This window comes from Pedobacter sp. WC2501 (assembly GCF_052682415.1).
In genome coordinates this window covers 3283177-3295688 of sequence record NZ_JBQZFI010000001.1, presented here as the reverse complement: position 1 = coordinate 3295688, position 12512 = coordinate 3283177, and the positions used below count along the sequence as shown (strand labels likewise).

Genomic DNA, 12512 nt, shown 5'->3' with positions numbered 1-12512 from the left:
CCTGAGGTAGTTAGTTCAAACATTCTCATACTTATATCAAAAACAGTTTAAATTTAACAAAATTAAATTTTATTGAAAATATTTTCGTTTTACTATTGACAAATTAAATTTTGTTATTACATTTGGCTCAACAAAAAAAGAAATGCAAATTACAAACACATATTACTTTGGTTACTTTTACTATTTTAGTAAGAGCCGGGGCTAATATGCAAAAAGATATATAACAATATTAAAATGTATAAAAAAGTCCCGGCAAACAGCCGGGACTTTTTTGTTTTAACGCAAAATGGAAACGACAAAACGAGTAGCAATTCAAGGTATTAAAGCATCTTTCCACGAAGAAGCGGCATACAAATTCTTTGGTAAAGACATTGAAACTTTTGAGTGTAATTCTTTTAAAGAAACCTGCGACAAGCTAGAGAAAAACGACGCCGATTTCGTAGTTATGGCTATAGAAAACTCTATTGCTGGTAGCTTATTACCTAACTATACCTTGATTCGCGATTACGGCTTTTCAGTTGTGGGCGAAGTTTACTTAGCTATCCAGTTGCACTTAATGGCGTTACCGGGCGTAAAGTTTGAGGATATTAAAGTGGTTACCTCACACCCTATCGCCATCCGCCAGTGTATCGATTTCTTTTACGATTATCCTCACATTAAAATTGTAGAAAGCAACGATACTGCTGCCTGTGCGAAACGGATCCAGGAAGAGCAATTAACAGACACCATGGCCATTGCAAACAGTTTAGCTGCTGAACTTTACGGCTTAAACATTTTAGAACGCCGTGTAGAATCGAACAAGAAAAATTACACCCGTTTTCTGATCCTTAAAAAAGACAAAACAGACGAAGGAAAGAAAATAAACAAAGCATCAATCTGTTTTCAGGTTGGGCACAAAGCAGGCTCATTGGCAACTGTGTTAAATATTTTCGCAGAACAGGATGTAAGCTTAACAAAAATACAATCTATGCCTGTTTTAGGTAAAAGAAACGAGTATTACTTTTACGTGGATTTAGAGTGGCCGAGCACCGAAAAATACGATAAAGCGATTAGAAAAGCGCTAAAATATACTTCGAACTTTAATATCTTAGGAGAGTACCAGAAGAACGATAAAGTATAATAGTCGGGAGTCCAAAGTCAGGAGTCCGAAGACAAATAGCAGAACATTCAATTAACAATATAAAATAATTAAAATATAATTCCAGACTACGGATTTTAAACACCCCATCATCATGAAACTTAATTTAAACATTCAGCCTTTAAACACCTGGTTAAACGTAAACAACGAACCATTAATCATTTCTGGTCCTTGTAGTGCAGAAACTGAAGAACAACTGTTAACCACAGCACATTTATTGGCTGCTACCGGCAAAGTATCGGTATTGAGAGCTGGTATCTGGAAACCACGTACCCGTCCGGGAGAATTCGAAGGTATCGGAAGTATTGGCTTAGAGTGGTTAAAACGTGCTAAAGCAGAAACCGGTTTGCCAACGGCTGTTGAGGTTGCCAATGCAAAACATGTTGAAGAAGCTTTAGCAGCAGGTGTAGATATCCTTTGGATTGGTGCACGTTCTACGGTAAACCCATTCACAGTTCAGGAAATTGCTGATGCTTTAAAAGGCCATGATGTTCCGGTATTGATTAAAAACCCGGTAAACCCTGATTTACAATTATGGATTGGTGCAATTGAGCGTATTAATGGTGCAGGAATTACAAAAATTGGTGCTATTCACCGCGGTTTCTCATCATTCGAGAAAAGTTCTTTCCGTAACGAACCAATGTGGGAGCTTGCTATTCAGTTAAAAACACTTTGTCCTGAATTACCGATCATCAACGATCCAAGTCACATTTGCGGTAACCGTGAGTTAATCCCTTACATCTCTCAAAAAGCATTGGATTTAGACATGCAAGGTTTAATGATCGAATCTCACGTAGATCCTTCAGTTGCCTGGACAGATGCTAAACAACAAGTTACACCGGCTGCTTTAGCTGAATTGGTAGACCGTTTAACGGTACGTGAGCCAGAAGCACCAAACGAAGCTTTCGCTGATAAATTAGCCGACTTACGTAAATCAATCGATAAAATTGATGATATTTTATTACAGAAATTAGGCGAGCGGATGGCCATCGTTGAGAAAATCGGTGAGTTTAAACGTGATAACCAGGTAACTATTTTACAGGTTAACCGTTGGGATGCGATCATTAAAAAAGGTCATGCTTTTGCAAAAGCCTTAAAACTAGACCTGAACTTTACTGAGAAATTCTTAGAATTGATGCACGGTGAATCGATCCGTAAACAAACTGAAATTATGAATGCTGGCAAAGCTGAAAAAGGCATTGCGGCTGAACAACATACTGAGGTTAAAGCGTAGTTGAGGTAAAAGCTGAAAGACTAAAGCTTAAAGCTAAGTTTAACAGTGGTGTCATCCTGAGCCTGTCGAAGGACTTACGAAAATTTTCGACTAACTCAAATGTGATATAAAAACAAATATAATGTGGTGTCAGGTGTTTCCATCTGACACTTACATTTAAGAATAAAAACAGAATAAAATGTCGAAAAATGCCTTAGTTTCTTTTAAAGGAACCAAGAATATCAATACGGAAATCCAATTAACAGGCTCTAAAAGCGAATGCAACAGAGCTTTGATTATTAGTGCTTTAAGCAAGAAACTGGTTAAAGTTGAAAACCTTTCCAATGCTGCCGATACCGTAACGTTAAATGGAATCCTAAACAAGTTGGGAGTTGAGACTAGTGAGTTGGGAGCAGACTCCAAGCTGAAAACTGCAAACTCCGAACTGGTTGACGTTGGTCCTGCGGGAACTGCCATGCGCTTTTTATCAGCTTATCTTTCTGCTAAAAACGGGAATTTCCTTTTAACAGGAACCGAAAGAATGAAGCAACGTCCGATCGGGATTTTGGCTGAGGCATTGAGAACAATCGGAGCTGATATTTCGTATGCAGAAGCAGATGGTTTTCCTCCATTAAATATTACAGGCCCTTTAAATCAAAAAACCGCTGAAGTTAAAATAAAAGGCGATATCAGCAGTCAGTATATTTCGGCTTTGCTGATGATTGCCCCTATCCTGCCTCAGGGTTTAATGTTAGAAATCGAAGGCGAACTTACTTCTAAACCATATGTAGATATGACTTTAGATATGTTGGCTGAAGTTGGCATTGAACATAGCTGGAACGAAAATTCAATTACCATTAAACCACAGGTTTTTAAAGCTGGTACTTTGGTTGTTGAGCCAGACTGGAGCGCGGCATCGTATTGGTATAGCATTGCAGCTTTAGCAGATGAAGCAGAAATTAGTTTACCCGCTTTAAAAGAGAAAAGTTTGCAGGGTGATAGCCAGATCAAAAATATCATGAAGATATTTGGCATCGCTACCAGCAAAACCGATTATGGAATTGCCATTAGCAACTTAGGTCTTTCTTTAGATACTAAAGAAATTTTAGATTTAAAAACCTGTCCGGATTTAGCACAAACTATTGTAGTTATTGCGGCTGCTCTGGGTAAAAACATGTCTTTTACGGGCTTAGAAACCTTAAAAATAAAAGAAACAGACCGTATTGCAGCCCTTCAGAACGAATTGGCTAAAATAGGCGTTACTTTTACAGAAGATAATCTGGTTTATACTTTAAATACAGACAACCTTCATTTCCCTGATCAGGTTACTTTTGCAACCTACGAGGACCACCGTATGGCAATGGCTTTTGCTCCTCTTGCATTATTGATTAACGAAGTTGAAATTGAAGAAATGCAGGTAGTAGAAAAATCTTATCCTTATTATTGGGAAGATTTGAAAAAAGCGGGATTTGAAGTGAAAGAGATCTGAGACATGAGACTTGAGAAGTGAGATATTAGACATAGAGCTGAGAATAAAAAAATAAAACAACAATAATCTAAAATCTAAACCAGATCTGAGAACAGCTTGAGGGGGGATCTCAATTTTAATATCTCAAATCTAACATCCTAAATAATTTAAACTAAAATACCGAAGTTCAGGTAGGGTAAACTGAGTATTTCTCAAATCTCATATCTAGCTTCTCACATCTAAACAAATATGGCAGGTAACTCATTCGGACAACTATTTCGCATCACTACTTTTGGCGAATCTCATGGCGTAGCAATTGGGGTAATTATTGATGGCTGTCCGGCGCAATTGGATATCGATATGGATTTTATCCAGTCAGAACTTGACAAACGTAAACCGGGTCAATCCAAAATCACCACGCAAAGAAAAGAAAGTGATACGGTTCAGGTTTTGTCGGGTGTATTTGAAGGAAAAAGTACCGGTACACCAATTGCCTTGCTGATTCCAAACGAAGATCAACGCTCAAAAGACTATGGCCACAATGTTGATGTTTACCGTCCCAGCCACGCTGACTATGTTTATGATGCGAAATATGGTATCCGCGATCACCGTGGCGGAGGCCGTTCTTCTGCACGCGAAACTGCTGCCCGTGTAGCAGCTGGAGCAATTGCAAAACTGTTTTTAAAGCAACAGGGCATTGAAATTTTCGCACATGTAACTTCAGTAGGAACAATAGATGCTCCTAATTTGGAAAGCCATGATTTATCAGCTTTATTGCAAATTAGAGAAGAAAATATTGTTCGTTGCGCTGATCCGGCAACCGCACACGAAATGATTGAATTTATCGATTCGGTTAGAAAAGATGGCGATACCGTAGGCGGAAAAATAGACTGTATAATAAAAGGCTGCCCTGCAGGTTTAGGCGAACCTGTTTTTGATAAATTACATGCCGATTTAGGGAAAGCTATGCTCAGCATTAATGCCGTTCATGGTTTCGAATATGGCTCTGGCTTTGCCGGAAGTGAATTAAGAGGGTCTCAGCACAATGATATTCCACAGCCAAAAGTTGCTGATTCGAAAGTTTTTAAAACTACTACCAATTATGCCGGTGGCATTTTGGGCGGCATCTCTAACGGGATGGATATTACCTTCAAAGTAGCATTCAAACCTGTAGCAACCATTATGCATAACCAACAAACTATAAATACAGCTGGTGAAGCTTCGGAGATTAAAGGAAAAGGTCGACATGACCCTTGCGTGGTACCCAGGGCAGTAGTAATTGTTGAAGCTATGGCTGCACTCGTTTTAGCCGATCAGTTTTTAAGAAACAAAGCCAGTATTATTTAATTTTCGCAAATGAGAACCATCACTTTCTTATTACTATTGTTCAGCATGAATAGCTTTGCGCAAAGTTATGCTGAACAGATTGCCAAACATCGTGAAACCTATAAACAGGATTTCATTAAAGACGAACGGTCGCCGCTCAGGAAAAACGACCTGCAAAACCTTCATTTTTATGAGGCAGACAGTGCTTACAAAATCTTAGCCGATGTAGAAACACTAAAGAATGAAAAAGTTTTCAAAATGTCTACTTTCGATGGCTCCAGCAGCGATTATTATAAATATGCACATGTTAACTTTGTTCTTAATGGCAAAAAAATCCAAATGAATTTATATAAAAGTGTTTCTTTATCGACCAACCCAATTTATAAAGATCACCTTTTCCTGCCATTTACTGATGAAACTAATAATCAGGAAACTTATGGCGGTGGCAGATACATTGATCTGGATGCAAAAGAAATTGTCGATAATCACATCGAAATTGATTTTAATAAAGCCTACAATCCTTACTGTGCCTATAGCGACGGATACCGCTGCCCTGTACCTCCAGAAGAAAACGACCTACAGTTCGCCGTAAAAGCTGGCGAGAAATTATACACTGGAGAAAAGAAACACCAAAAATAAAAGTTAATGTTACTAGGTTAGCTATTACTCAATTAAAAGAGTGAAGGGTATTTAGTTGGATTTGCATCGTGCATCATCTGATAGATGGTTTCAATAACATCATCAACGGATGGTTTACTGAAATAATCACCGTCTGATCCAAATGGTGGGCGATGCGCTTTAGCCGATAATGTTTTTGGCTGGCCATCTAAATGGAAATAACCTTTTTGTTCTTCCAGAACCTTTTGCAGGATATATGCAGATGCACCTCCCGGAACATCCTCATCTACTACCAGTAATTTATTGGTTTTGGCTAGCGAGTTTACACAAACCTGTGTGGTATCGAAAGGCAAGAGCGTTTGCGGATCTATAATTTCTACAGAAATACCCAATAAGCTCAATTCTTCAGCTGCCTCCTGAACAATTCTTAATGAAGAACCGTAAGAGATTACGGTAATATCAGTCCCTTCTTCTAAAACCTCTGCTTTGCCTAATGGAACAGTAAAATCGCCAACATTACCTGGTAGCTTTTCTTTAAGCCTGTAACCGTTTAAACACTCAATTACTACTGCAGGTTCATCAGCCCTGAAAAGGGTATTGTACATGCCGGCAGCTTGGGTCATATTTCTTGGTACGCATAAATGCATCCCTCTTAGAGCGCCCAAAATCATACTGATTGGTGAGCCCGAATGCCAGATCCCTTCCAACCGATGACCGCGCGTACGCACAATAACCGGCGCTTTTTGAATCCCTTTGGTACGGTAAGAGAGCGATGCTAAATCGTCGCTAAGTACATTTAATGCGAAAATTAAATAATCAAGGTATTGTATTTCGGCAATCGGTTTTAAACCCCTCATGGCTAGGCCAATCCCCTGCCCCATAATGGTCATTTCTCTAATTCCCGTATCGGTAATTCTCAATTCGCCATATTTAGCCTGTAAACCTGCAAAACCTTGATTTACATCACCAATATTTCCCAGATCTTCTCCAAAAGCAACTAAACGTGGGTCGCGGGCAAAGTTTTCGTTAAAGCAGGCATTAAGCACCTCCCTACCGTCAACCATTTTCGATTGCTCATCATATACAGCATCAACCACTGCAATCATATCCGGACTTTCTTTGCCGTCAGTATGCAGTTTAGAATTGTATCGGTCGTGATTAAACTTAGCTTGCTGCTTGTACCAGGCTAAAAGTTCATTACGTTCCGGAGAGCTAAAACTGGCCGATAAACGTATGGCTTTTCGTACAGCAGTAAAAACTTCCCGACGTTGTGCATCGGCAGTTGAGGCCAGATTTGCGGCAATTTTAGCCAGTTCAGGTTGATGTTTAGCTATACCGCTAATTAAATCAATAACTTGTTTTTGTTCTGGTTTAATATTATCCAAAAACTCATTCCAGGCTTCCTTTTGCGCATTACGTACAAAAGCCTTGGCATTCTTTTCAACCGCTGCAATTTCATCTTCAGTTGCTACCGCCGATTCGAGCATCCAGGCACGCATTTTCTGAATACAATCGTGTTCTGTTTCCCAAGATAACCGGTCTTTTGATTTGTATCTTTCGTGCGAACCAGAGGTAGAATGCCCCTGAGGCTGAGTAAGTTCGGTAACGTGAATTAAAACAGGTACATGTTCGTCTCTGCAAACATTTATTGCTTTTTCATATACCTCACATAAAGCCGGGTAATCCCAGCCTTTTACCTTATAAATTTCATAGCCTGGTTGATCAGCATTACGCTGAAAGCCTTTTAAAACCTCAGAAATATCTTCCTTGGTAGTTTGATATTTCGCCGGAACTGAAATACCATAAGCATCATCCCAAATAGAAACAGCCATTGGTATCTGTAAAACACCTGCCGCATTAATGGCTTCAAAAAATACCCCCTCAGAAGTTGATGCATTACCAATGGTACCGAAAGCAACTTCATTTCCATTTACAGAAAAGTGTTTTAAGTAATCGAGTTCTTTATTTTGCCTAAATAATTTAGAAGCATAAGCTAAACCTACCAAACGGGCCATCTGTCCTCCAGTTGGAGAAATATCTGAAGAGCAGTTTTTAATCTGCGTTAAATCGTTCCAGCTACCATCTTCATTAATAGATTTTGTTGCAAAATGACAATTCATTTGCCTACCTCCCGAAAACGGATCAGCCCCCTCGGTTGGATTGGCATAAAGCTGTGCGAAAAATTCTTTAATGGTAGAAATACCAGTTGCAAAGGCGAAAGTTTGATCGCGGTAATAACCAGAGCGCCAATCACCATTTTTAAAAGCTTTAGCCATAGCCACCTGGGGCACCTCTTTACCATCGCCAAAAATGCCAAATTTAGCCTTCCCTGTTAATACTTCCCTACGGCCTAAAACACTGGCCTGCCTACTTTCAAAGGCTATTTTATAGTCATTTATAACGATAGATTTGAAATCGTTAAAACTGAGTTCTGAAGCATCAATAGTGTTGGTCATCAATTTTTCATTCGGCATAGTAATCAAAGATTGGTTGCGGCAAATATAGACAAAATTAAAAGTTTGCCTTTAACCTCTATTGTAAAATTATATATCGATTTGCAAAATATATTTGGAATAGTTTTTGTTTTAATAGGAAAACATTAAATTTGTTTTAGAATTTTAAAAAATAAATTATAGCCACATAACATGAAAAAGATCTTAGTATTATTCGCTTTTGTTTTAGGTTTTGGTGTTGCAGTAAATGCACAAACTAAGCCTGCAGAGTTTAAATTTGAATCGGAAACTCACGATTTCGGTAAAATTGTTTTGAACAAACCAGTAACTTACGATTTTAAATACACCAACGTTGGCGAAGCGCCTTTAATTATTACCAAAGCTGAAGCCAGCTGTGGATGTACAGTACCTAAATACACTTCTACCCCATTAAAAAAAGGTGAAACAGGTGTAATTTCGGTAACGTTTAACGCTGCTGCCGGTCCTTCTACTTTTTCGAAGGCCGTAACCATTACTTCAAATGCTAAAACACCAATTAAAGTGCTTTACATTAAAGGTGAAACAGTTGCCGCAACTTCAAAATAATTTTTTAAACGATAATATTTAAAAAGTCTCGATTTTCATCGGGACTTTTTTATTTTTGTGCCATGCCAAAAATTTCACAAAAGGGTGTGCAGATGCCTGCATCACCAATCAGAAAGTTAACCCCATTTGCAGATCAAGCTAAAAAAGATGGTAAAAAAGTTTTCCATTTAAATATTGGTCAGCCAGATATAGAAACACCTGAAGGAATGTTAAACGCCATTAAAAACATTGATTTTAATGTTTGGGCCTATACTCCATCAGAAGGTACACTTGCATATCGTTTAAAACTTACCGAATATTATAATAAACTGGGTTACAATATTACACCCGAAAATATATTGGTAACAGTTGGTGGCTCTGAAGCCATTACCATTGCCATGCAAACATGCGTAAACGAGGGGGATGAAATTATCATTCCAGAACCTTTTTACGCCAATTACAATGGCTTTGCCTGTATGAGCAATGTGGTGGTAAAACCAATCCTTTCTTACATTGAAAATGGCTTTGCATTACCGCCGATTGCTGAATTCGAAAAATTGATTACGGAAAAAACGAAGGCGATCATCATTTGTAACCCTAATAATCCTACTGGTTATTTATATTCAAGAGCAGAATTAGAGGCTTTAAAAACCCTTTGTGTTAAATATGATCTATTTTTATTCTCTGATGAAGCTTATCGCGAATTTTGTTATGATGGAAGGGAATTTATCTCACCCATGCATTTAGATGGTTTAGATGAAAACGTGGTCATTATGGATACGGTTTCTAAACGTTACAGTGCTTGTGGTGCACGTTTAGGCTGTCTAATTACTAAAAATAAAGAAGTTATCGCATCAGGATTAAAATTTGCTCAGGCAAGATTAAGTCCAGGCATGGTTGAACAAATTGCTGGTGCAGCAGCTGTAGATACGCCAGATAGTTATTTTGAAAAAGTAAATACCGAATATACTTTGCGTCGTGATACTTTGGTTGGCCGGTTAAATAATATAGAAGGTGTTTTCTGTCCTAATCCTGGCGGTGCATTTTACGTAGTAGCAAAATTTCCTATTGATGATGCTGATAAATTTTGTCAGTGGATTTTAGAAGATTTCAGTCATAATGACCAAACGGTAATGATGGCCCCAGCAACTGGTTTCTACTCTACCCCTGGTTCTGGCAAAAACGAAGTTCGTATGGCATACGTATTAAATACAGATGATTTAAATACAGCTATGGACTGTTTGGAAGTAGCATTGAAGCAATATCCGGGAAGAGTGGGTTAATTACATAAATTATTAAACCGATTAATTGTTGAGCCTCCAATTTAAACAATTAATCGGTTTAAATAGAAAGTAACGTTAATGTTGTATATTCTATATGTTAATAGCAAAAAAGCAGAATTAGAAGAATTTCATTTCAGCTATCCATTGCTTCTGATGCATGGGAGTTAATCTGATAACCGTTTTATTTTAGCAAAACAATAAGCTGGCTGCAATGGTTTTGAGATCATGACAGCATTTAATATTGAAATAGAACATAATGATCAAGCGATCATCCTAACCATTACCCCAAAAGCTGATTATTTTAAGATTGTTTATTTAGGAGATCTTTTAGGAGCAATAAAAAAACAGGAATCTGACTGGATCTTACTAAAAGCAGAAGAGATCGAGCCTGAGGAACTAATGCCATTTAAATTGACAGAAAAAGGTCATCATCTTTCTCTAGGTGTGGCCGAGATCAACCAGATCTCAGGCGCAATTGAAAACCACTTAAAATAGTTAGAAAAACATAAAGTTAGATGCACTCAAAAAAATGAGTTATTGACATCTATTTTCTACCTATTCCTTTCCTTATTTCCCAAATACCCTGTTGGCATTTTAGCACAATTCACATTGCCTTTCTACTTTCATCAACCTTATGGCATGGGTAACATTTTCCTTTATAAATAATATTTGTCTTTATGTGGCTGATCGTCGATATCCAGATTGATGATTTATCATCCATTATGCACCCCACTGCACGCCAATATGAATATCATTAAATAACTCAGCCGACTAAAATTAAATTATGTGCTAATATCAGCCAAAAACTTGGCTAAAATCAGGTTTTACCACGTTAAAGATTCGTTTTACCACGTTGATGCAAAAAAGAAAAATTAAAAACCTAGAATTAATGGACTGGTTACACAGTGCTTTAGTTGCAAAACAATCTTTATATTACTATCAACAATCTCATTATCGGAACTTTTTACTAGGCAAATGATGTACGAACTTATCAGCTTCAGGGAAATAATTTTAGATGCCATTAAAGTGGGAGCAGCATATCAATGCCCAGGTAAGGAACTTCAAAATGAAATTTTAAAGGAAAGTAAAAGAATAATCAGTTCCATTCAGCATAATGTAACACAAATAGCTCCTGATAAATCAAAGGCCTATATCAGACAACATCAAAGCGGGTTGGTGCAATTAATGGATGAGTTAGCAGCCATGGTAGATGAGGATAATCTTAACGCCTGTCAAAAAAACAAAAATGAGGGAATTAGTAGCATAGTAAACCTACTCAACAAAATGGTTTTGGATCTTCAGCAGTATTTGCCCTATTATTTTGACTATGATTGTGCCGTTTCTATAACTACCCAGAAAAAACTGTTAGTAAATATTGAAGAAAATTCCAGCAAGATCCTGAAAAACCTTGAAGAACTGAATACAGATAATGAAATCATCATCTTTTTTAAGTATATCTTTGAACACCTCAATAGCAGCCCAAGCCGTTTCACTTTCGAACAGGCTATATATTTACATGAATTTTTTGAGTCGCTTGAAATAGCATTGAATAAATTCGTACCTTCTTTAGCTATGCCAGGGATTATTCTACTGCTCGTCTCCTTAAATTTTAATCATCCATATTTTTATCATTCCTGCTGCAGCCATTTTAATCATGAACTTCAAAAATGCGAAAGCATTAGCGAGCAATATAGATTAATTCATTTCTTTAAAAAGCTAATTGGGCAGGTTTTTAAAACCATAAGCATACCATATAATAGAAATTTGTCCAATATTGACGAATCATTACTGAGGTATATTGAAAGTGAAATCAGCTACCTCAAATCAATAGACACCATAGCTGAAGACCTGAGTCGCGGAGGCATTTTAGATAGCAATTTTAAAGTAACCTTTACGGTAAAACAGCTTGCCATATTCATCCACCTACAAGTTGAGGCCGGAATCATCACAACCCACAGTCCGAAGGCATTGCATCAATATGTTACGAAACATTATAGTACTGCAGAAAAAGATATCATATCAGAAAAAAGCTTTAAAAATGCATACTATGGAAATGTTGGAAACGATGTTCAAAAAGTAATCGAAAAAATAGTCACCATGTTGGGCATTGCCAAAGACAAATACTAACCAAGAAGATTTAGCAAATCCTTTCTGCGTAAAAAATCAACAAATTCAAAATACCAGTGCTCTGAATAATCATCCAGCTCATGTAATTCCTTTTGGTGGGTTCCGATGATATCCTGAAGTGTAAAAAAACCCATTAGTTTGCTTCTAAGCTTAAAATTCTCGGATAGCGGAAGTTCTGCAATTGGCAGATTAAGGAGAAAGTAATTTGGCTGGGAAAGACTATCCATAAAAAGCGTGGGTTAACCCGATATCCGCTTTAGAGGCACCGCAAAATGCCCAGACACAAGATAAACAGGCACCCACGCGTAGCGTAGGCAACCAT

At 37.7% G+C, this 12512-nt stretch carries 11 protein-coding genes; 9 read left to right on the top strand and 2 right to left on the bottom strand.

The window, feature by feature from the left end; all coding sequences use genetic code 11:
* Positions 1 to 286 precede the first annotated feature (286 nt).
* The 5 genes from ACUN24_RS14110 to ACUN24_RS14090 all read left to right on the top strand — a co-directional run bounded on the left by ACUN24_RS14110 (position 287) and on the right by ACUN24_RS14090 (position 5784).
* Positions 287 to 1120 (top strand): prephenate dehydratase, encoded by an 834-nt coding sequence (locus ACUN24_RS14110; RefSeq protein WP_445563063.1) that lies wholly within the window; start codon positions 287 to 289, stop codon positions 1118 to 1120.
* 112 nt (positions 1121 to 1232) lie between these two features.
* On the top strand, positions 1233 to 2372 hold the full coding sequence (locus tag ACUN24_RS14105) for a chorismate mutase (protein WP_055907066.1): 1140 nt from the start codon (positions 1233 to 1235) through the stop codon (positions 2370 to 2372).
* A 178-nt stretch (positions 2373 to 2550) separates the two neighbouring features.
* Entirely contained in the window at positions 2551 to 3840 is a 1290-nt protein-coding gene (aroA, locus tag ACUN24_RS14100; protein ID WP_445563062.1) for a 3-phosphoshikimate 1-carboxyvinyltransferase, read from the top strand.
* A gap of 228 nt (positions 3841 to 4068) precedes the next feature.
* The gene (gene aroC, locus ACUN24_RS14095; RefSeq protein ID WP_445563061.1) at positions 4069 to 5166 is read left to right on the top strand and encodes a chorismate synthase; all 1098 of its coding nucleotides are present in this window, start codon (positions 4069 to 4071) and stop codon (positions 5164 to 5166) included.
* 9 nt (positions 5167 to 5175) lie between these two features.
* Complete coding sequence (locus tag ACUN24_RS14090) at positions 5176 to 5784, top strand: DUF1684 domain-containing protein (protein WP_445563060.1); 609 nt, start codon at positions 5176 to 5178, stop codon at positions 5782 to 5784.
* Between the two features lie 32 nt (positions 5785 to 5816).
* On the opposite strand, the gene ACUN24_RS14085 is transcribed toward ACUN24_RS14090, so the two are convergent.
* Positions 5817 to 8237: an alpha-ketoacid dehydrogenase subunit alpha/beta gene (locus ACUN24_RS14085; protein WP_445563059.1), complete on the bottom strand. Its 2421-nt coding sequence runs from the start codon at positions 8235 to 8237 to the stop codon at positions 5817 to 5819.
* A gap of 171 nt (positions 8238 to 8408) precedes the next feature.
* Between ACUN24_RS14085 and ACUN24_RS14080 the strand changes: the two genes are divergently transcribed.
* The 4 genes from ACUN24_RS14080 (at position 8409) to ACUN24_RS14065 (ending at position 12190) form a co-directional block, all read left to right on the top strand.
* Positions 8409 to 8801, top strand: coding sequence for a DUF1573 domain-containing protein (locus ACUN24_RS14080; RefSeq protein WP_132401323.1), 393 nt, complete (start codon positions 8409 to 8411; stop codon positions 8799 to 8801).
* A 62-nt stretch (positions 8802 to 8863) separates the two neighbouring features.
* Entirely contained in the window at positions 8864 to 10063 is a 1200-nt protein-coding gene (locus ACUN24_RS14075; protein ID WP_132401326.1) for a pyridoxal phosphate-dependent aminotransferase, read from the top strand.
* Positions 10064 to 10288: 225 nt separating this feature from the next.
* Positions 10289 to 10558, top strand: coding sequence for a hypothetical protein (locus tag ACUN24_RS14070; RefSeq protein ID WP_445563058.1), 270 nt, complete (start codon positions 10289 to 10291; stop codon positions 10556 to 10558).
* 480 nt (positions 10559 to 11038) lie between these two features.
* Positions 11039 to 12190, top strand: a complete 1152-nt coding sequence (locus ACUN24_RS14065) for a hypothetical protein (RefSeq protein WP_445563057.1) — start codon at positions 11039 to 11041, stop codon at positions 12188 to 12190.
* Here ACUN24_RS14065 and ACUN24_RS14060 read toward each other — a convergent pair.
* Complete coding sequence (locus ACUN24_RS14060) at positions 12187 to 12417, bottom strand: hypothetical protein (RefSeq protein WP_445563056.1); 231 nt, start codon at positions 12415 to 12417, stop codon at positions 12187 to 12189. The two genes, ACUN24_RS14065 and ACUN24_RS14060, sit on opposite strands and share 4 nt — an antisense overlap.
* Positions 12418 to 12512: the final 95 nt, after the last annotated feature.